The 21174-nt window shown below is 65.7% G+C and carries 17 protein-coding genes and 1 pseudogene; 8 read left to right on the top strand and 10 right to left on the bottom strand.

The window, feature by feature from the left end; all coding sequences use genetic code 11:
* Positions 1-105 precede the first annotated feature (105 nt).
* The gene (locus NGM10_RS17075) at positions 106-543 is read left to right on the top strand and encodes a universal stress protein (RefSeq protein WP_253484242.1); all 438 of its coding nucleotides are present in this window, start codon (positions 106-108) and stop codon (positions 541-543) included.
* A gap of 65 nt (positions 544-608) precedes the next feature.
* A complete protein-coding gene (locus tag NGM10_RS17070; protein ID WP_253484240.1) occupies positions 609-1061 on the top strand; it encodes a universal stress protein in 453 nt (150 codons plus the stop codon).
* Between the two features lie 6 nt (positions 1062-1067).
* On the opposite strand, the gene NGM10_RS17065 is transcribed toward NGM10_RS17070, so the two are convergent.
* The 6 genes from NGM10_RS17065 to NGM10_RS17040 all read right to left on the bottom strand — a co-directional run bounded on the left by NGM10_RS17065 (position 1068) and on the right by NGM10_RS17040 (position 10019).
* The gene (locus NGM10_RS17065) at positions 1068-4940 is read right to left on the bottom strand and encodes an Eco57I restriction-modification methylase domain-containing protein (protein ID WP_253484237.1); all 3873 of its coding nucleotides are present in this window, start codon (positions 4938-4940) and stop codon (positions 1068-1070) included.
* 127 nt (positions 4941-5067) lie between these two features.
* Complete coding sequence (locus NGM10_RS17060) at positions 5068-5667, bottom strand: DJ-1/PfpI family protein (protein WP_253484235.1); 600 nt, start codon at positions 5665-5667, stop codon at positions 5068-5070.
* Between the two features lie 149 nt (positions 5668-5816).
* On the bottom strand, positions 5817-7301 hold the full coding sequence (locus NGM10_RS17055; protein WP_253484233.1) for a zinc metalloprotease: 1485 nt from the start codon (positions 7299-7301) through the stop codon (positions 5817-5819).
* A gap of 265 nt (positions 7302-7566) precedes the next feature.
* A complete protein-coding gene (locus tag NGM10_RS17050; RefSeq protein ID WP_253484231.1) occupies positions 7567-7971 on the bottom strand; it encodes a hypothetical protein in 405 nt (134 codons plus the stop codon).
* 128 nt (positions 7972-8099) lie between these two features.
* On the bottom strand, positions 8100-9089 hold the full coding sequence (locus tag NGM10_RS17045; RefSeq protein ID WP_253484229.1) for a transcription initiation factor IIB: 990 nt from the start codon (positions 9087-9089) through the stop codon (positions 8100-8102).
* A gap of 306 nt (positions 9090-9395) precedes the next feature.
* Positions 9396-10019 (bottom strand): phosphoribosyltransferase, encoded by a 624-nt coding sequence (locus NGM10_RS17040; RefSeq protein ID WP_253484227.1) that lies wholly within the window; start codon positions 10017-10019, stop codon positions 9396-9398.
* 188 nt (positions 10020-10207) lie between these two features.
* Between NGM10_RS17040 and NGM10_RS17035 the strand changes: the two genes are divergently transcribed.
* Complete coding sequence (locus NGM10_RS17035; protein ID WP_253484226.1) at positions 10208-11629, top strand: arylsulfotransferase family protein; 1422 nt, start codon at positions 10208-10210, stop codon at positions 11627-11629.
* Between the two features lie 7 nt (positions 11630-11636).
* Here the strand turns inward: NGM10_RS17035 and NGM10_RS17030 are convergent, their stop codons facing one another.
* Positions 11637-11849 (bottom strand): DUF7576 family protein, encoded by a 213-nt coding sequence (locus NGM10_RS17030; RefSeq protein WP_253484224.1) that lies wholly within the window; start codon positions 11847-11849, stop codon positions 11637-11639.
* Positions 11850-11996: 147 nt separating this feature from the next.
* Here NGM10_RS17030 and NGM10_RS18320 point away from each other — a divergent pair, with 147 nt between their 5' ends.
* The 4 genes from NGM10_RS18320 to NGM10_RS17010 all read left to right on the top strand — a co-directional run bounded on the left by NGM10_RS18320 (position 11997) and on the right by NGM10_RS17010 (position 14772).
* Positions 11997-12341, top strand: a complete 345-nt coding sequence (locus NGM10_RS18320; RefSeq protein WP_368408680.1) for a KTSC domain-containing protein — start codon at positions 11997-11999, stop codon at positions 12339-12341.
* A 113-nt stretch (positions 12342-12454) separates the two neighbouring features.
* Positions 12455-12691: a hypothetical protein gene (locus tag NGM10_RS17020; RefSeq protein ID WP_253484221.1), complete on the top strand. Its 237-nt coding sequence runs from the start codon at positions 12455-12457 to the stop codon at positions 12689-12691.
* A gap of 42 nt (positions 12692-12733) precedes the next feature.
* A complete protein-coding gene (locus NGM10_RS17015) occupies positions 12734-14131 on the top strand; it encodes a glycerate kinase type-2 family protein (protein ID WP_253484218.1) in 1398 nt (465 codons plus the stop codon).
* Positions 14132-14163: 32 nt separating this feature from the next.
* On the top strand, positions 14164-14772 hold the full coding sequence (locus tag NGM10_RS17010; protein WP_253484215.1) for a hypothetical protein: 609 nt from the start codon (positions 14164-14166) through the stop codon (positions 14770-14772).
* Positions 14773-14778: 6 nt separating this feature from the next.
* Here the strand turns inward: NGM10_RS17010 and hflX are convergent, their stop codons facing one another.
* Complete coding sequence (gene hflX / locus NGM10_RS17005; RefSeq protein ID WP_253484213.1) at positions 14779-16053, bottom strand: GTPase HflX; 1275 nt, start codon at positions 16051-16053, stop codon at positions 14779-14781.
* A gap of 322 nt (positions 16054-16375) precedes the next feature.
* Here hflX and NGM10_RS17000 point away from each other — a divergent pair.
* Positions 16376-17961: pseudogene (locus tag NGM10_RS17000) on the top strand (acetolactate synthase large subunit).
* A gap of 223 nt (positions 17962-18184) precedes the next feature.
* Here the strand turns inward: NGM10_RS17000 and NGM10_RS16995 are convergent.
* Both NGM10_RS16995 and NGM10_RS16990 read right to left on the bottom strand, forming a co-directional pair.
* Positions 18185-19951, bottom strand: coding sequence for a GMC family oxidoreductase (locus NGM10_RS16995; protein ID WP_253484210.1), 1767 nt, complete (start codon positions 19949-19951; stop codon positions 18185-18187).
* A complete protein-coding gene (locus tag NGM10_RS16990; RefSeq protein WP_253484207.1) occupies positions 19951-21048 on the bottom strand; it encodes a gluconate 2-dehydrogenase subunit 3 family protein in 1098 nt (365 codons plus the stop codon). Before NGM10_RS16990 ends, NGM10_RS16995 begins: the two co-directional genes overlap by 1 nt.
* Between the last annotated feature and the right edge of the window lie 126 nt (positions 21049-21174).

Raw genomic sequence — 21174 nt, 5'->3', positions numbered from 1 at the left:
TCGCTCGCCCCGACGGTCGCTCGGGTCCGAGCGACCGTCGGGGGCGATTCCCCCGGAGTGGAAATCACCCGCACCTTTTCGTCGGTTCGGGTCGAACCAACGACCATGTACGAACGCATCCTCGTGCCGACCGACGGCAGCGAACTCGCGACGCGGGCGTTCGAGCACGCGCTCGACCTCGCGGCGACCTACGACTCGGAACTCCACGTCGTCTACGCCGTGAACGTGACGGCGGGTGCCGACGTGGACACCGCGATGATTCAGCAGGAACTCGAGAAGGCGGGCGAACGCGCGACCGAGACGCTCGCCGAACGCGCCCGAGACGCGGGCGTCGAGGCCGTTACGGTCGAGACCGTCTACGGCCCGCCCCACCGGGCCATCCTGAAATACGCCGACGAGAACGACGTGGACCTCGTGGTGATGGGCACGCAGGGTCGGACCGGCCTCAATCGCTACCTCCTCGGGAGCGTGACAGAGAAGGTGGTCCGGCTGTCGGACGCGCCGGTCCTGACGGTTCGCGGTGACGACGAGGACGCCGAGTAGCGTCGAGCCGGGCGACCTGCCCGGCGGTCGATATCGTTTTTTACCTCGGCTCAGTTGGTCGACACATGTACGAACGCATCCTCGTGCCGACAGACGGCAGCGACGCGGTCGACCCCGCCGTCGACCACGCCATCGACCTCGCGAAGACGTACGACGCCGAGCTACACGCCCTGAACGCGGTCAACGTCGGAACGCTGTCGAGCGACCACCAGTCGTCGGTCGTCGACCGACTGGAGAAGGCCGGGGCCGACGCCACCGACGCGGTCGCCGAGCGCGCGGCCGACGCGGGCCTCGCGAACGTGACGACCGCGGTGGTCCGCGAGCGCCCCGCCGCGGCCATTCTCGACTACGCCGAGCGCGAGGGCGTGGACCTCGTCGTGATGGGGACCCACGGCCGGTCGGGAATGGACCGCCACCTCATCGGCAGCGTGACCGAGAAGGTCGTCCGCCAGTCCGACGTGCCCGTGCTGTCGGTATGCAGTGACGCCGACGGCGATTCGAAGGCGCGCGAGGAGTAGCCGCGGTCAGAAGACCTCCAGATACTCCTCGACGACCTCGCGCTCGTCGGCGGTCAGGTCGAACAGGTCGTAGACCGCCTCGTCTATCTCGGCCTCCAGTTCCTCGATGCTGGTCGCCTCGACGGTCTGCCTGTCGGCCTCCAGCGCGTCCAGCAGTCGCTCGACACCCTCGCGGGTCTTCGGAATCGGAATCGTCTGCTCCTCGCCCTTCTTCATGTTCCGACCATCGACCGCGGCGTGGACGTACTTCGCTCGGCGTTCGTTCTCTTCGCGGTCGCCGCGGTCCATGAGGGGGTGAGTGAGTTCGTCCGACCGCCCGGCGGTGACGGCGAAGCGCCCGTCTGCGAGTTGCTGGATGTCGGCGCTGACGGGATAGCGGCGGGTCTGCCACTCGTAGTCGATGTAGCCGAGGGGGCCGTCGTAGTCGCCGAGGTAGGCTTCGGGGAAGCGGTGGATTTTACTTTGTCGGTCCAGAACGTCCGCAATTCTATTGACAGTATTGACGAGAATATCAAACTCCGCATCGGAAGCCTGCGTGAAGCAGGGTAATTTACCGACATACTGAGACCTGTAGGCAAAATAGCCACCCTGCTTTTGTGTTGCTATATGCTTAAAGTAGAAATCGAGAGGCTTTGAGTTTAATTGACAGCAAATTTCGTCAGTCAAGTTCTGGTACTCCGGTTCCAGAAGTAGGCCGTATGCGCCTTTGAAGTACCAGTCGCCGTCTTCGTCAAGCATGAATTGGGCATGATCTGAAAACTGTCGTCCTACGATTTTCGGAAGTTCGAACCGTTGATGACTCTTTGGATACGTGTACGCATACCAATCGCTACGCCCGCGCATTTTCCCGCTTTCTCTGCTTTTTAGCTGTTCTTCATGCTCCTTAAAGTATTTCCACGTAAGTGGGAAATTCTCTTTTAGCTGATTTTGACTATAAATTTCAACTTCTATTCCCCCATTTTCCGTTTTTATTTTATAAGGTAGAATTACATGTTGCCCAGACCACTCACATCGCCAACGCTGAACATCGCGTCCTTGAAGCCATGGACGGAGCAGGTCGGTCTCAATCTCAAACTCCTTCGAACTACCTCGGGGAACCACAGTTACTGTCTTACCTGTATCCGAAGAATCAATCCTATCCGCATTAGTTGGCGTGACGACGTAGACCTTGTTTAGGCCTGGTTGTGTACCATGGAAAATAGCATCAGTAATACCGTTTATCTTTGTCTTTGAATTTCTCTCAAGCTTATCGAGAACTTCTTTTTCATCTGGTGGACAGAGACTCCAATATGCAGAAGTCAGTTCGGATTGAGGGTAATCGAAGACCTCGATAAGCTCATCTTTATAACCGGGATTATTACTATGCTGACGAATATCCTGTACGACATCCTGTGTTAGATCGCCCTCATGACCATCGATATCACCCCGTGTTCGAATGCACCGAATTTGATTAGAAGAACGAGTATCAACGTCATTTTCAGCCTGAAGAAAGACGATTGCCGGATAGTTTGTTGCATCCTCAAAAACAGGGGCATCTCTAAAGTCATGGACTTCTTCAACAGTAGAACGGTCTAGGAGTACTTGACGAAGACCTTCACCGTAATTTGTAACCATAAACTGATTTGACGTAATATACCCGAGATTCCCTCCTTCTCTCAATATTTCTAGGCCTTTTTCGTAGAACGGACAGTAGAGGTCGTAGTTCCCGGTGGTGGACTCGTACAGTTCGTCCAGAATCGCCTTCTGGCCATCGGGGAGGTTCTGAATCCGAACGTACGGTGGATTCCCGACCACGTAGTCGTACTCCATGTAGTTCTTCACCACCAGCGCCAGCACGGTGTCCTCGAACATCTTGAACAGGCGGCCGTCGCCGTGTTCGACCCGGAGGTATCGGACCGTGTCGAGGATGTCCTGCACGTAGGGTTCGAAGAACTCCTCCAGTCCGTCGTAGTCGCGGTCGGTGTAGCGGTGGATGCCCTCTTCGAGGCCGCCGCGGTACTCCCACATCTCCTCGTGCATGTGGAACTTCACCACGTCGAGAACGCCCTGCAGGGCGGCGAAGTACTCGCCGAAGTTGCGCATTCCAGCGTTCAGCTTCACCGTGTCGAACAGGGGCATCCGGATGCGCTGGACGAGAAAGTCGCCCTCGCGTTCGTGGTCGTCGACCTCGCCCTCCTCGACCTCGACGGGCAGGGGGACCGGAATCTTCACGTCCTGATTGTCCTCGGTCATCGCGTCGAGGGTCATCTGGGTCATGCCGTCGTCGCCGAGGTCGATGCCAGTCAGCTCGCGCTCGTTGCGGAGCGTGTCGGTGCGGAAGATGGGAAGGCGTCGGATGGTGAACTGCTCGCTCTCTCGCTTGGCCGCCCGATACTTCGGGAGGATGGTCACCATGAATCGAATCTGAGCCATCAGCACCGCGAAGGGGTGGATGTCCAGCCCGACGACGTGGGGGCGCGTACAGAGTTCGGTGAGGTGTTCGGCCCAATCGGGGTCGTCGTGATACCGCTCGACGTCCTCGATGTACCGCTCGACCGCTTCCACGAGGAAGGTGCCCGACCCGCACGAGGGGTCGATGATGCGCTCCTTGGAGACGCCGACGTCGTAGCCGACCCCGTCCATGATGTAGTCGATGACCGGCTGGGGCGTGTAGAACTCACCGAGCGCCTTGCGCGTCTCTGGGTCGAAGTACCGCTGGTAGAGGTTCCCGAGCGGGTCGCCCTCGACGCGCGAGAAGTCGAACTTCAGCACCGCGAAGATGACCTCCGAGACCGCGCGGCTGAACCGCTCGCGCGTCGCCCGACTCACCCTCGATACGTCGCTTCCCTCCTTCGCGACGTCCTCGAACCGACTGTAAGGATTCTTGTGCTGGCTCGCCGTCTGCTCGGCGTAGCCATCGGTCCACCAGATGAAGATGTCGTCCTCGAAGAGGCTCTCGACGAGCTGGTTTCGCATCTCTTCTATCATCCCGTTCGCCGCGATGGGATAGGCGTCGAGGCTGATCTCGTCGTCAAATCCACCGAGTTCGTCGAAGTACCGTCGGAGGCCCTTCTCCGACGGGAAGAAGTCGTGGTCCTCGGTTGCCTTCGCCAACAGCACGCGGGCGAGGAGGGCGTGTCCGCTCTCCAGACAGAACATGAAGTCTCGGAGCGACTGCTTGCCGTCGATGAACTCTTCCCACGACCCTGGCACTTCGTCGGGTTCGCTGGCGTAGCTGGCTTCCCAGAAGTCGTACGCGCCCTTCACGAACTTCGCCTCCTGCTCGTCGCGCAACTCCCGTAGCAGGTCGACCATCGCGGTCACGAGGTCGGCGAACGGGCTGTCGGGTTCGAGCCGGAAGGACTCGAAGAAGTGTTCGCGGCCGAGTTCACCGTCGAGTTCGACAGGGTCGAGGGTGTCGAGATATTCTTCGACGCTCCGGGGGTCCGTGACGTCCCACTCGGGCTTTTCGAGCGCCGCCGAGAGGTCGGCCGTCTCGCTCTCGGTGACATCCTCGACCGATACCGAGAGCATTCGACTGTGTCCCTCGCGCTTGTACAGGCGTAGCTCCTCGCCGTTCGTAAGTACTCCGTAATCGGCTTTCAGCGCGTCCACGTAGTGGAAGAGCTGGTCTTCGTGCGGTCTGAGTTTCCGACCCGACGTCTTGAACTCGTAGACCGCAGTCACAGACTCGTTGTCGTCAAGCGTCACGTAGTCCGGTCGCCTGTCGTCGGGGAGCTTCCACTCGCTCCGGAGGTCGTGTCCCGCGCCGGAGTACCCGAGAATCGTGTAGAAGTTCTCGTTGAGGAACGCGTTCTCCACGTCCTTCTCGCTCATGTCCTCCTCGATGCGAGAGGCGATTCCGTGGAGAGCGTCGAGTAGAGACGACTCGCTGGCCATACGTCCCTCGAAACGAGCAGTTGTTAAAAAGGTCGTGTTTGCGTTACACGTTACCTCGAACTCCGGACTCGAAGCGAGACCCGCGAGCGCCGACAACGGTTCCTAAAGACGGTCGACCGACTGCGGGTCAGTCCTCCGCGCGCTCTGCGACACGGTCGCCGTGTTCGACCTCTGTTCCCAGCACGTCGAAGAACTGGGCGAGCCACTCGACGTGGTCGCTCCAGTCGCGGCCGGTCACGAGGTTCCCGTCGGTCGTCACGCCGTCGTAGTACTCGCCGCCAGCGCTCTCCACGTCGGATTCGAGCGCGGAGTACGCCGCGCAGGTCCGGCCCTCGATCACGTCGGCGGCCGCGAGTATCTGGGCGGCGTGACAGATGGCCGCGACCGGCTTGTCCGCCTCGAAGAAGTGCCGGACCGCGTCGAGCACCTCGTCGTAGGTCCGGAGGTACTCGGGCGCGCGCCCGCCGGGCAGGACCAGTCCGTCGTACTCAGCGGGGTCGATTTCGTCCATCGACGCGGTGAGCCGGAAGTCGTGGCCCCGCGACTCGACGTAGGTCTGGTCGCCCCGGAAGTCGTGGACCGCGGTCTTGACGGTGTCGCCCTCGCCCTTCTCGGGGCAGACGGCCTCGACCTTGTGGCCGACCGCCTGCAGGGCCTGAAACGGTACCATGGTCTCGTAGTCCTCGCCGAAGTCGCCGACTATCATCAGGAGCCGTTTGGCTGGCATGGTATTCCCCCGCACGTCGGTTCGACCGGACGGAGAAAATAGATGTCGGTGGACTGGGGACCGACGCCAGTGAAGTCGAACGAACCGATGCAGTCGGATACGGACAGGTCGAAGCCAGCGACTGCGTTCGGATTCCCTGCGGGTGTCACTCACTCGTCTTCGAGTTCGTACGTCTCCGGCGTGTAGAACGTCTCGTTGATGTGCTCCCAGTCGTCGAAGGGTTCCTCGTCGGAGTACTCCAGCGGGTCGTCGTAACTATCGTGGTTGTAGTTCATCACGCTGGAGTACTCGGTGTAGGGGACCTCATCCGAGTCGACGCCTTCGTAGTCGCCGGAGAGTCCCATCGAGTGGCCCAGTTCGTGCATGAAGGTCGCGGCCTCCGGGTCGCCACCGTACGACCCGAAGACGAAGGCACCGTTGTTGTACTCGACGCTCGAGTACCCGCCCACGTTTTTCCCATCGAGGACGGGTTGCTCCACCGCGAGGGCGTAATGGTAGCCCTGCCCCTCGTGGTCCATGTACATGTTCATTATCCGGTCGCGGTCGCCGGGGTCCGTCTCGTCCTCTGTGGGGACCTCCTTGTCGAAGACGAGGTGGAGGGTGATTCCCTCCGAACCGTCGGGGTTCTCGACTGGCGCGTCGTCGTACTGCTCGACGACCTCCTCAAGTTCGTTCTCGTCCGGCTTGTGGCCCTCCATGTAGTCGATCTCCACGAAGATGTCCTTGCGGAGCGGATCAGCGTCTGCGACCGGTGAATCGTTGGCGACTTCCATGCTGTCCTTTAGGCCGTCGCCGTCGGTGTCGGCCTCGGTGGGATCGGTGTCGTACTCATCGACCTCCTCGCCGTCGTCGAGACCGTCATCGTCGGTGTCCGCGTCGAAGGGGTCGGTATCGTATTCGTCGATTTCCTCACCGTCCTCTATACCGTCGCCGTCTGTGTCCGGGTCGGTCGGGTCCAATCCGCGGACCTCCTCGCGGTCGTCGTCGAGGCCGTCGTCGTCGGTATCGACCTTCGTGGGGTCCGAACCGAAGTCCACTTCCTCGCCGTCTTCGAGCCCATCGTCGTCGGTGTCGGCCTCGATGGGGTCGGTGGCGTACTCCTCGACTTCTTCGCCGTCTTCGAGCCCATCGTCGTCCGTGTCGGCTTCGGTCGGGTCGGTGTCGTACTCTTCGACTTCCTCGCTGTCTTCCAGGCCGTCCTCGTCGGTGTCGGCAGAAGTCGGATCGGTGTCGTAGTCGTCGAGCTCCTCGGAATCGTCGAGGCCGTCACCGTCGGTATCGGCCGCGGTCGGGTCGGTCCCGTACTCGTCGACCTCTTCGCCGTCTTCGAGGCTATCGTCGTCTGTGTCGGCTTCGGTGGGGTCGGTATCGTACTCCTCGATCTCCTCACCGTCGTCGAGGCCGTCACCGTCGGTATCGGCCGCGGTCGGATCGGTTCCGATGTCCCGCTCGCGGTCGTCGTTCACCCCGTCGTCGTCCGTGTCTGCTTCCAGCGGATCGGTCCCCTGCTGGAGTTCGGTGAACGCCGGGACGCCGTCGCCGTCGAGGTCGACTATGGTCGTCGCCCCGACCGCACCTGACGCGGCGACAGATACGAAGAGAACGAGGCCTACAACTAACCGAGTCGAAACCATAGTCGTAGGTAGAACATTTGTCAGATAATAGTTTTGATATCAAGGCTGTCGGCGAGTGCGCGGTGGAAACGTGGGGTAATCGTCCAACAATTTCGGGCGTGAACCGACGGCGACACTCTATCCAAATGACATCTTTCGCTCCTCACTCGTCGGATGTCTCGATTCTCCCCGGTCGACCACCAACAGAGCGACACGATTGACGGCAGACGCACCGACGCGGTATCTGCGACGCCGACCTCGCCACGGAGCTTCCACTACGGCCGCCTCACCACGGCCGCGACCGCATCTCGCGCCGGACCAGCGCGGAGATGATACCGACCGCGCCCACGAACCCCGCGAGCGCGACCAGCATCGCCGGATTCGCCCAGACGATGGTCCGGGTCTGCTCGACGACGTAGTACCGGTCGTCGTCGCGGACGGTGCCGTCGACGCACGCCTCGCCCTCGAACCGCCGGTCCGGGTTCGACCGCATCCGGTCGAACAGGTCCTGCTGGGCCGCGTTCAGCTCCGAGTAGTAGTACTCGACCGACTCGCCGCCCGGCGAGTCCCGGACCTCCGAGAGCTGGCACCGCCGGTCGTGTTCGACGGTGGCGACGACCCCGACGATGCTCGCGAACAGGAGGACCGTCGCGCCGAACAGGACCGCGAACCGCCGCCAGTTTCCCGCCATACCTCCGCGCGCTCACCGGAACGTAATAAATTTTCTACAAATCGAGCGCAAACGGAGACGCCGAATCGAGCGCACGGAGACGCCGATAGCCGTCGCTGGTCGGGAGGAGTCGCGCGAAAAAATCCGGCTTATGCCGCGGCGAACGCCTCGTCCTCGGCTTCGAGGAGTTCGTGGTAGCGGTTCCGGATGGTGACCTCGCTGACCTGCGCGACCTCGCTGACCTCGGCCTGAGTCACCTTCTCGTTGGTCAGCAGCGGCCCGGCGTAGACCGCGGCCGCGGCGAGGCCCACCGGCGACTTCCCGCTGTGGAGGCCCTTGCGCTTGGCGTTCCGGAGGAGCTCGCGGGCCCGGCGCTCGGACTCGTCGGAGATGCCGAGTTCGCTGGCGAACCGCGCGACGTAGTCCTCGGGGTCGGCAGGCTGAATCTGGAGGTTCAGTTCGCGGACGATGTAGCGGTAGGTCCGCTTGAACTCCATCTCGTCGATGCGGCTGACGTTGGCGACCTCGTCGATGGACCGGGGGGTGCCGGTCTGTCGCGCCGCGGCGTAGAGCGCGCTGGTGGCGACGCCCTCGATGGAGCGACCGGGCAGGAGGTCCTCGTCGAGCGCGCGCCGGTAGATGACCGAGGCAGTCTCCCGGACGTTCTCGGGGAGGCCGAGCGCGCTCGCCATGCGGTCGATCTCGCCGAGCGCCTGCTTCAGATTCCGCTCCTTGGAGTCGCGGGTGCGGAACCGCTCGTTCCACTTGCGCAGGCGCTGCATCTTCTCTCGCTGGCGGCTTCCGAGGGAATTGCCGTACGCGTCCCTGTTCTGCCAGCCGATGTTGGTCGACAGCCCCTTGTCGTGCATCATCTTCGTGGTGGGCGCGCCGACCCGGGACTTCTCGTCTTTCTCCTTGGCGTCGAACGCCCGCCACTCGGGCCCGCGGTCGACGTTGTCCTCTTCGACCACGAGGCCGCACTCCTGACAGACGGTCTCGCCGTCGTGGGTGGCGAGGTCGCCGCCGCACTCGGGACAGACGGTCTCGGTCTCGTCGCGCTCGCCGGTGCGTTCGTCGGTTCGGTCGGATTCGGTTACGTCGGTCTGTTCGTCGTATCTCTGGATGCGTGTACTGGTCATGGTTGATCGGATGGAGGGCAGGGACTCCCGGGAGGCGGAGAAAACCTGAAGAATCTCCGGAAGTCTTACTTCCTAACTATCGGTAAGGCCGACAAGTACTTAAACCTTTCGCAGACGTGTGGTAGGACTGCACATTACAATGTGGCCTTCCCGTCGCTCCCATCGGCGCGTAGCGTCGACGAGACTCTCGATAAATCGGGCCTCAAACGGCTTTGTCTCCGTCTTCACGGGCTTCTCCCGTGTGGAATCCGGTAGGAAATCCCGATTTGGAATTGTCCTGATTCCACAATTCTACTCAGTCCCGACTCACCGGTCGAGGTACGACATCGCCTGCTCGTCGGACACCTGCCCGAAATCCCGGTAGAACTGCCCCACAGCACTGAAATGCGGCGGGGTCTCGACCGCGACCACCTCGTCGGCCTCGGCGCGGAGTCGCTCGACCGAGTCCGGGGAGCCGACCGGCACCGCGAGGACGACCCGCGCGGCCCCGGCCGCCCGGACCTGCCGGAGCGCGGCGATGGTGGTCGCGCCGGTCGCGAGGCCGTCGTCGACCACGACCACGCGCTTTCCCTCCACGTCCGGGGGTCGGTCGGACCCGCGGTAGCGTTCGAGTTTCCCGCGGGCGACCGCGGTCTCGCGCTCGCGTTCGCGGTCGAGGTACGCCTCGCTCGCACCGACCCGGTCGAGCAGGTCGTCGTTGTACCAGACCGTGCCGTCGCTCGCTACCGCGCCGACCGCGAGTTCCGGGTTGCTCGGCGCGCCTATCTTCGACGCGACCACCACGTCGAGGGGCGCGTCGAGCGCGTCGGCGACGGCGCGCGCGACGGGCAGACCGCCACGCGGGATTCCCAGCACGATGTCGGCCTCGACGTTCCCGTCGGCCAGCAGGGCACCGAGCTGTCGTCCGGCGTCGGTTCGGTTCTGGAACACGTACTCTCACCCGGTGTGTTACGCGACCGCGATTCCCATATACCTACCTGCGTGGCTCGCCGGTCCCCGAGAAGCCCCCGCCGTCCCGGTGTAACCTCGGCCTAACCCGGTAAGTCCGGACCTTCTCGTCGCTCGGCCGCGTCGGAAGACAAAACCCATATGTCGGGATTCGCTGTATACGGGTGTGCATGGCGACTGAAAAGACGCGGTTTTCGCGGGCGTGGCTGGTACGCGGCATGGTGTTGGTGCTCATCGTGTCGTTGCTCGCCCCCTCTGCGGTCTCCGCCCTGACGTACGAACCGACCAACCTTCAGAAAGGCACCATCGACAAGCCAGCGAACGGGACCACCGTCATCTCGATTCAGGGGTTCAAGTTCGCCGGGCAGTCCAGCGGAAAGAAGCCCGCTCGCATCGTGGGCGTGAGCCCCCGCGGTGACGTAGAGTGGGTACACAACGGCTCGAACAACGGCGTGACGTGGTTCTACGACGTCGACCCCCTCGACAACGGGAACCTGCTCATCTCCGGGACGGCCCAAGGCGCGAGCACCGTCTACGAGTGGGACCCACAGGAGGACGAAATCGTGTGGTCCGAGCGCTTCGAGGGCGTCCACGACACCCACGACGCCGACCTCATCAACGACGGCGAGGAAATCCTCGTCGCCAACATGCGCAACTACAACACGACCAGCGAGGAGAACGAGGACCGCATCTTCGTCTACGACCGCGAGGACGAAGAGATAACGTGGGAGTGGCACTTCGACGACCACACCAACTGGACCGAAGACCAGGGCGGTCCCTACGCCGCCGAGGAAGCGCCCAACAGCGACTGGACCCACGTCAACGACGTCGACAAGATCGACGACGGCCAGTTCCTCGTCTCGCCCCGGAACATGGACCAGGTGATGGTCATCAACCGCTCCACCAAGGAGATTGACATGCGCCTCGGGGAGGACGACAACTACGACATCATGCACGAGCAGCACAACCCCGACTACCACGAGAGTGAGAACGGGACGCCGACGATAACGGTCGCCGACAGCGAGAACGACCGCGTCGTCGAGTACGCCAAGCGCGGCGACGACTGGCAACGGACGTGGGAACTCGGCTCGAACCAGGACTTCAACTGGCCCCGCGACGCCGACCGCCTGCCGAACGGCAACACGCTCGTGGTCGACTCGAACAACCAGCGCGTCATCGAGGTCAACCCCGAAGGCGAGGTCGTCTGGGAGTTCTACGCGCCGTGGGCCCCCTACGACGTCGAGCGGATGCACCTTGGCGACGAACCCGGCGGTCCCACCATCGCCGACCAGGACGCCGAGGGCTCCTACGACGTGTCCGGCAGCGCGGGAATCACCCCCGGCACCGGCGAACGGCTCACATTCTCCCAGTGGCTGAGCGGCGCGTTCGCCGGGACCGCGGTCGAAGCGCCCGCCGACGCGTTCGCCAACCGCTGGTCGAAAATCGCGCCGTGGGTCCGTCCGGTCTGGATGGGTCCGTGGGACTTCGTGGGCGTCGTGGTCGCGGCGCTCGTGCTGGTCTCCTGGATACTCGGCGAACTCGTCTACAACCGCAAGCGCATCCGCAACGGCGTCGGGCGGCGACTCGCCTGAGGTCGACTCACTCCCCGTACTCTCGTTTCTTCTTCCACGTTTGCAGGCACCCATCGCTACAGAAGTGGTAGGTGCGTGCGGTCACGTCGCCGACCTCGGACACCGACTCGTCGCGGAACATCGGGTGGGGTTCGAACAGGTCGACCGCGTCGCCGCAGTTGAGACACCCGACGTACTGGGACTCGGCGTCCCCCTCGTACTCGCCGTACAGTTCCGGCATGGGTGAGAGTACGACCCCGATACCGGTAGCTCTGTCGCCAGCGGCGGCCGGTCACCGGCCGCCGCTGGCGCGGTCGCTCGCGGGGTTGTCCCCCTTCGCCCGCCCGCGGCCGATGGCTTGAGTGGCGACCCCGGCGTGACCGGACACATGCAGGCGATAACCGAGGCGGGCGAGCGAATCGAGTGCGAGGACGTGGAGGAGGGAGACCACGGTCTGCTGTGCTACCACGGCGGGCGAATCGTCGGCTACGCGCCCTACGAGAAGCTGGCCTACGTGGCCGAGACCCGGACGCCGGTCGCGTCGAGTAGCATCCGGAGCGTCGGTTACGATAGCGACGGCGAGACCCTCGAAATCGAGTTCCAGAGCGGCGGCATCTACCGGTACGACGACGTGCCTCGCGAGACCTACGAGGGACTGCTCGGCGCGCGCTCCCACGGCTCGTACTTCCACGAGAACGTCCGCGGCCAGTACGACTACCGCCGGATTCGGTAACTCGTTCGGGCGGGAGCGACCCGCGAACCCCGCGCTGACGGGACGGTCCACGCTCGGTGTCCGACGGAACCGTTAGGCCGACCGACCGCGTAGCTTCCGGACCGGTGAACGCCATGAACCAGCCCGCAGACCGGTCACGCCCCCGGCGGCGTGTCCCCAGACTGAACGACCTCGAACGCCGGGTCGAGCGACTCGAATCGGAGCTGCGGTGGCTCCGACGGGCGGTCGAGACCCGAGGGGAAGCCACCGAATCGGTCGTCGGTCCCTGCCCGGACTGCCAGCAGGGAATTCTGCGACACCGCGGCGGCGAACTCCGGTGTGACGCCTGCGGGTACGCCCGCTTCCTGTGAGGACCACAGCAGTTACGACCGCGCCCGCCGAACGCCGACTCGATGACCGAGGACCCTTCGGCCGGGAACGACGTTCGAATCCGGAACCGAGACGCGCTCGCGACCACGCCCGCCCGCGACCTCGCGCTCGACTGCGTGACCGCCGGAATCGCTGCGGCGAACCCCCGGCGGGTCGTCGGCGAGGCGGTCTCGGTCGAGGACGGGGTCCTGAGGGTCGCCGACGAGTCCCACGACCTGAGCGCTTTCTCCGAGGTGGTCGTCCTCGGCGGCGGCAAGGCCGCCGGGGGCGTCGCCGCCGAACTGGAGGCCCTGCTGGGCGACCGACTCGACCGCGGGGTCGTGGTCGTCGACTCGCCGACCGAGTGCGACCGAATCGACGCGGTGGAGGGCGACCACCCGATTCCGACCGAGCGCGGGGTCGCTGGCGCTCGCCGCGTGCTCGACCTCGCCGACGACGCCGACGAGACGACGCTCGTCCTCGCGGTCGTGACGGGCGGCGCGAGCGCGCTGTTGCCCGCTCCGGCCGAGGGGCTCGGGCTCGCCGACCTGCGCGAACTCACCGCCGACCTGCTCGAAAGCGGCGCGACCATCGACGAGATCAACGCGGTCCGCAAGCACTGCTCGGCGCTGAAGGGCGGGCGACTCGCCGAGCGAGTCGCCCCGGCCCGGGTTGTCGGACTCGTTCTGAGCGACGTGGTGGGCGACGACCTCGGGACCGTCGCCAGCGGGCCGCTCTCGCCCGACCCCTCGACCTTCGAGGACGCGCTCGCCGTGCTGGACCGCCGGGGGACCGACCCGCCGGAGGCGGTCGGCGAGCGACTGGAGCGCGGCGCGCGCGGCGAGCTATCCGAGACGCCGACCGAGGGGGCCGCCGCCTTCGAGCGCGTCTCGATGCACGTCCTCGCGAGCGCGAGGACCGCGCTCGACGCCGCGGCAGACGTGGCCCGAGACCGCGGATTCGCTCCGCTGGTCCTCTCCTCGCGGGTGCGGGGCGAGGCCCGCGAGGCCGCAAAGACCCACGCCGCAATCGCCGAGGAGGTCCGCGCGACCGGGAATCCGGTCGAATCGCCCGCGATACTCCTCTCGGGCGGCGAGACCACGGTGACCGTCCGGGGCGACGGGTCGGGCGGGCCGAACCTCGAGTTCGCGCTGTCGGCCGGGCTCGAACTCGACGCCGCGGGCGTCGCGCTCGCCAGCGTGGACACCGACGGCCGCGACGGCGGGACCGAGGTCGCGGGCGGACTCGTCGATTCGGAGACCGTGGGCGGGCGGACCACGGGGACGGTCGAGGGAGGAATCTCGGCGGCGAGCGCCCGTGAGGCGCTCGCCGCCAACGACTCGCTCCCCGCGCTCGACGCCGCCGACTGCGCGATTCGTACCGGCCCCACCGGCACGAACGTCAACGACCTGCGGGTCGTGGTGGTCGAGGAGCGCGAGTAAGTTTCAAGTCAGGTTCGAGAGAAGTCCCACGCATGTCGCTACTCGACCGACTGCTCGGCAGCGGTGACGACGAGGCGGAGGCCCGCATCGAGGCCGCACAGGACGCGGCCGACGACGCGATGGACGCTCGCGTGGACGCCGACGCCCACGGACTCGCGGAGTTCGGGATGACCGGCGTCGCGGTGGTCAACGAGGGACCCGACGACGAACCCGTGACCGTCCCCATCGCGCGGTTCTCGCTCGGCGAGGACGTAGAGAGCCTCGACCGCGAGCGGGTGTGGCCGCTGGTGGCGACGGCGGTCGAGGCGATGCACGACGCCTTCGAGCGCGAGGGCGTGTTCGTCCGCCACTACGACGTCCAGTTCGGCTTCGGCGGCGCGGGGCTGTTCGAGGCCGAGGAGTGTCGGCGGGTCGCGCTCCCGCCCGACATCGTCGGGGAGTTCGTCGCCGACCCCGACTTCGATTCCGAGCGCCTCCGCGAGGTGATGAACCGGGAAGACGACATCGACGACGCCATCGCACCGGTCGCGTGGGGCGAGTGCGAGGACTACTCGACCGGGTCGGACGCGGCGGTCGTCACGACCGCCGCGGTGAGCGCCAGCGCCGCGAGCTGCGGCGCGGCTGGCGGCGGCGGGTGCTGAATCGCGTCACGACTCGGAGACCAGTCGGTCGGCCCGTCCTCGCGCGCGTTCGACTATCGAGGGGGTCCCCGCGAACTCGACCCGGACCTCGTCGTCGGCGTAGGTCACGTCCTCGACCCGCACCCGGTCGTAGAGCCACGACACGAGGCTCATCGCGTCGTCGTCGTTCGGGACCGAGAGGGTCGCCTCGCGGCGGTCGGGCAGGGCCGCGGCGATCCGGTCCCGGAGCGCGTCGAGGTTCGTGCCCGCCGTCGCGCTGACGGCGAGTGGCTCGGCGGCGAAGTCGGCGGCGACCTCGCGGCGCGCCGCGAGGTCGCCCTCGGGGACGAGGTCGGCCTTGTTCAGCGCGACCACGACCTCGCCCTCGGCGTCTTCGAGCAGGTCGAACCCGGTCCGTAGTTTCCGTCGGAGTTCGGCGGGCGGGTCGCTGGCGTCGGCCACGAGGACGACGCACTCCGCGGACTCGGTCGCCGAGAGCGTGTCGTGGAACGACGAGACGAGGTCGTGGGGGAGGTCGTCGACGAACCCCACGGTGTCGGTGACGAGCGCGCGCCGACCGCGGACGGTCGCCCGGCGCGTGGTGGTGTCGAGCGTCTTGAACAGGCGGTCTTCGACCTCGGCGGTCGCGTCGAGGTCGGCGTGGTCGGCCTCGCGGGCCTCGAAGTCGAGGTCGTCGGCCAGTCGATGGAGGAGTGTCGACTTACCGGCGTTGGTGTAGCCCGCCAGCGCGACGAACTCGAAGCCCTCCTCGCGGCGGCGCTCGCGGCGCTGGTGGGCCCGCTCGCCGAGGTCGGCGAGCTTCCGGTCGAGTTCGTCGATGCGGTCGCGGACGTCGTAGTAGCGCGTCCCCGACTCGGTGAATCGGTTCATGGCCTGCTCGTCGGAACACTCCCGAATTCTCGGGAGTTCCCACTGCAACTGCTCGCGTCGGACCTGCAACTCCGCCCGCTTGGTCCCCGCACCCGATTCGAAGATGTCGAGGACCAATCGGTACCGGTCGAGGACCGTCGTCTCGCCGGGACACGCCTCCGCGAGTTCGACGGTCTGGGTCGGCGTGAGTTCGTTGTCGAACACGACGACGCTCGCGTCGGTCTCGGCCACGGTCTCGACCAGCTCCTCGACCTTCCCGCGACCGAACTGGGTAGTGGAGTCCTCCGCGCGGGTCTGGGTGAGTTCGGCGACGACCTCGTATCCGGCGGCCTCTGCCAGTCTGCGGACCTCGTCGGTATCGACGGCCCGGGAGTCGGTGCGCTTCGCGACGACTGCACGTCTTGCTTGCATGGTGTACTGTGGTGTGGTGGCGTTCGCTCGTCGCTACCCCTGCTGTCTCTCGTCGAACGACGGAAACGGCGAATCCGGACCGGACGCGCCCGCGGGCGGAGCGCTGGGAGAGCGAACGACGCCGACAGCGCGAGGACTACGGAGTCACCGGCGACTCGCGACCGCGGACGCGTACCCGGTCAACGGAGGAGGAGAGAGGTCTCCATACGACCTGTACAACGATTGTTCCGTATCTGATATAAAAGTTGGGGGCGGGGGCGGTCGACGCGGACCCGGAGGTCGCCACCCGAAGCTATGGACGTGGACGTTGTGACCTAGGCGCATGAACACCGCGGAGGTTCTGGTCGAAGCGATGGAACGGGAGGGGGTCGAGTACGTCTTCGGGATTCCGGGCGAGGAGACCGAAGCGTTGCTGTTCGCGCTCCGGGACTCGGCGATTGCGTTCGTCCCGACCCGCCACGAGCAGGGGGCCGCGTTCATGGCAGACGTTCACGGCCGACTGACCGGGGAGGCCGGGGTCTGTCTCTCGACGCTCGGGCCGGGCGCGACGAACCTGCTGACAGGCGTCGCCGACGCGACCTCGACAAGGCGCCGCTCGTGGCGATAACCGGGCAGGGCGGACTGGAGCGACTCCACAAGGAGAGTCATCAGGCCCTCGACGTCGTGGACATGTTCGGACCAGTCACGAAGTGGAACGCCCAGATTTCCGACCCCGACGTGGTCCACGAGTCGGTCCGGAAGGCGTTCAAGGTCGCCGAATACGAGAAGCCGGGTGCGACCCACCTCGAACTCCCCGAGGACGTGGCGTCCGAGGACTGCTCGGTCCGGCCGATGGCGGCCCGCGACAGGGTGCGGCGGCCCGACCCGGACGCGCCCTCGATAGACCGGGTGCGCGACCTGCTCGCCGACGCCGACCGGCCCATCGTCATCGCGGGCAACGGCGCTGTCCGGACCGACGCCAGCGAGGAACTCCGGGCGTTGGTCGAGACCTACGACCTCCCGGTGGCGGCGACCTACATGGGGAAGGGTGCGGTCTCGGACGACGACGACCACTCGCTTTTGACCCTCGACTCGGGCGACCACGAGGAGGCCTCCGACGCCATCGAGTCGGCCGACCTCGTGATAACCGTGGGCTACGACATCGCCGAGCACGACCCCGCCGACTGGAGCCCCGACGGCGACACGCCCATCGTCCACGTCGACAGCGAACCCGCCGAGGTGTACGCCCGCTACAACCCCGAGGTAGAGGTGGTCAGCGACATCGCGGCCGCGATTCGGGCGCTGAACGACTGCTGTGGCGAGATGAACGCCGACTTCGAGACCGACTGGTACGACGACCTGCGCGAGCACATCGTCGCCGACGTGACCCCCGAACCGGACGCGGGCGACCCCTTCGAACTCCGGACGGTCGTCCCGGTGCTCAGGGACGCGATGGCAGACGACGACGTGCTGGTCTCGGACGTGGGCACCCACAAGATGGTGGTCGCACAGAACTTCCGGACCTACGAACCCAACACCTGCATCGTCTCGAACGGACTGGCGTCGATGGGCATCGCGGTCCCGGGCGGCCTCGCGGCCGACCTCGCGGTCGAATCGAACGTGGTCGCGGTGACCGGCGACGGCGGCTTCATGATGAACGCCGCCGAGATGGAGACCGCGACCCGCCTCGGGTGCGGCTACACCGTCCTCCTGTTCCGCGACGACGAGTACAACCTCATCACCCGGGAACAGCGCGAACACCGCGGCGAGCACTTCGGCACGGAGTTCACCAACCCCGACTTCCGGACGTTCGCCGAGAGCTTCGGGGTCGAGGCGTATCGACCCGACGACTGGGGCGAACTGGAGGCCGACCTCTCGGAGGCGGTGTCGAGCGACGAGATGGCGGTCGTGGAAGTGGCGCTGGAGTGACCGCGAGAGCGGTATCGGACCGACCGTGCGAAACGGTACCGAAGCGAACGCGGGTCTCCGGGAAGCTTCGCAGGTCTCCGCAGAGCTTCGCAGGGCTCAGCGGACCTTCGCAGGGCTCCGCCGGTCCCCGGCGGCCACTGCCGGGGACCGGCGCGAACGTCCGAGCGCGGCGCGGCCGCGCCGCGCTCGGACGAAGACCGCCGACTTCACGTCGGGCCCGACTTCAGTTCGGGCTTTCGAGCATCTGGGGGTCGTCGAGGTACTCCAACATCCCCTCGGCCGCGCGGAACGCGAGCGCGCCGACGGTCCCGGTCGGGTTGTAGCCGCTGTTGTGCGGGAACGCCGACGCGCCCGGAACGAAGAGGTTCTCGGCCTCCCACGCCTGCAGGTAGGTGTTGACGACCGACTCGTCGGGGTCGTCGCCCATGATGGCCCCGCCGGTGTTGTGGGTCGACTGGTACGGCGTGATGTCGAAGCTGCCTTCGAGCGAGGTGTTCGCGTCGACCCGGTCGGCACCCATCTCCTGCATTATCTCCTCCAACTGCGGGCCGATGTGCTCGACGAGGTTGCGGTCCTGCTCGCGCCAGTCGAAGGTCATCCGCAGGAGCGGCTGGCCGTACTGGTCGGTGTAGGTCGGGTCGAGGTCGAGGTAGTTCCGCTGGAACGGCATCACCGACCCCTGCGCCGAGATGGACAGCGTGCTGTGGTAGGCGTCGAGACTCGCCTCCTTGAACTCCGACCCCCAGCTCGGCGTGTCCCCCGGCGTGGGGTTGTTGGCGATGGGTCGCTGGCCGGTCTGGGATATCGAGACGTTCCCGCCGTGGATGAAGTCGAGGTCCGAGTGGTCGAAGTTGTCGCCGTTGAAGTCGTCGATGGCCGCGCCGAGCGCGCCAGCGCCCATGTAGAGGTTCCACCGCTCGTCGTCGAAGAACCCCGTCGCGCTCGCCCCGAAGTTCTGGTAGCAGTAGTTCTTCCCGACCACGCCCTCGCCCGTCTCGGGGTCGTAGGACTCGCCGATGTCCGACAGCAACAGCAGACGGACGTTGTTGAGGACGTAGGCGGTCAGCGCGACGGTCTCGGCCGGTTGGACGTACACGTCGTTGGTCTCTCTGTCGACGTACCTGACGCCCTGCACGCGCTGGCGCCCAGCGTCGTAGAGCAGCTCGACTACGTGGGAGTTGTTCCGGAGTTCGAAGTTCCCCGTCTCGCGGGCGGCGGGCAACACCGAGATGATTGGCGAGGACTTCGCGCCCCACTCACAGCCGAACCGCTCGCAGTAGCCGCAGTACTCGCAGCGACCCATTCGGACGCCGTCGGGGTTGGTGTACTCCTCGGTGAGGTTGGCCGACGGTTGCATGAACGGTTCGTACCCCAGTTCGTCGGCCGCGTCCATGAACCGCGCGAGCGGCGGCGTCGTCTGCATCGGGGGGAGCGGGTAGTCCCGCGCCCGCGGTCCCTCGTAGGGGTTGCCCGCGTCCTGGGTCTCGCCCTCGATGTTCCCGGCGGTGCCGGAGATGCCCGCCGTGTACTCGAACTGGTCGTAGTACGGCTCCATCTCCTCGTAGGTGAGCCCCCAGTCCTGCAACTGCATGTTCTCGGGTATCTTGTCCTCGCCGTACCGTTCGACGGTCCGGGACCGAATCTGGAAGTCGTAGGGCAGGAACCGCCACGTCACCCCGTTCCAGTGGACGCCCGCGCCGCCGGTGCCGGTTCCGGGCAGGAACGCGCCATATCGGCGCATCGGCAGGGCGGGCTGGTCGGTGCCGTTCCGGAACGTGATGGTCTCCTTCGAGAGGTCCTGCATCAGCTTGTATCGGAGGGCATACCCCAGCTCGTCGTGGGCGGTGAGGAAGTCGTCGGTCGAGACGTCCCCGCCGCGTTCGAGGCTCACCACGTCGTAGCCCTCCTGAGCGAGTTCCTTGGCGACGATACCCCCGGTCCAGCCCGCACCGACCGTGACCACGTCGACCGGGTCGAGTTGGGTCGCCATCAGCTCTCACCCCCCTCGTCCTCGTCGTCGTCACGGCCGTCGGCGTTCCCCCTGGCGGCCTCCTTGTCCACGACCTTCGGGAAATCGCCCTCGGAGGCGGCGTGGACGTGGCTGTGGCCGCGACTGTCGCTGGCGCTACTGTTGCCCGCGGTGGTGTTGTCGGTCTCGTTCTCGCCACCGAGGTCCACGCTCCCGCCGTTTCCGTTGAGGCCCAGCGACTCCACGTCGTCGGCCATCTTCCGGAAGTCGTCGGAGCCGACCTCGATGTACTCGCCCTCGGCGATCTGGTTGCGGTAGCTCCCGAGCGCGCCGGGCGTGCCGGGGAAGTTCTTGAGCCGCCACCCGATCATCTCGCGGTTGCCCCCGTACATCGGGTCGGCGAACATCCCCTCCAGCGTGTTCTGGTACGCCAGCAGGAAGAACCCCTCTGAGTCGATGGCCTTGTCCTCGAACGTGTCCACCTCGCCGTCCTGAAGCGCCTGAACGATTTCGTCCTGCTGGTCGCCGTCGAGGTCGACGAACGCGTCGTCGTACTCGCTCTGGGCGTACTCCTCGACCGCCTCGATGCCGTCGCTCCACGCGGTCTCGGGGGTAGCCGTGTACTGCCAGCCCTGCGTCGCCGCGGGTTCCTGGTCCCCGAACGAGACCTCGACGTCGGTCTCCGAAGGGTCCTGAGCCTCCTCCTCGAACGACGGCGTGGGTTGCTTTCCCGCGAACGGCGGGTCCATGTACCACCGGTCGCCCCGGCCCCACGCGGAGTTCATCTGCTCGTCGACGAAGTAGACCACGCCCGCCTCGGGCGCGCCCGGGCCGTTGTCGTCGGACGGGTAGATGCGACCCGTCAGGTCGTGGACCACGCGTGCCTGCTCGATGGTGAAGTACTCCAGCCCCTGCGCGGAGATTTCGACCTCCTGAGCGGCTTCGAGGTCGAACCCGTCGTCTTCGAACCACGTATCGCCGACGAATCCGGCGACCGCGAGACCGCCTCCGGCGCGCATCACCCCCCTTCGCGTGAAGTCGAAGGTCGGTTCGTCCGAGTCGTCGAGTCGTTCGTCCTGTTCCCCGCCGGTCGCCCCCTCCTGTCGTTCCCCCGGCATGGGACTCAGGAACACACCGTCTCTGATAACAATTATTGCCAAGATGTGATATTACCATCACTAGACAGGACCTGCCGAGAACGCATCGGGCCGGACGTGAGCGTAGCGCGTGTGGTCTCGGGTAGC

Source organism: Halorussus salilacus, assembly GCF_024138125.1.
Lineage (GTDB): Archaea > Halobacteriota > Halobacteria > Halobacteriales > Haladaptataceae > Halorussus > Halorussus salilacus.
This window is presented reverse-complemented; position numbering and strand designations above follow the sequence as displayed.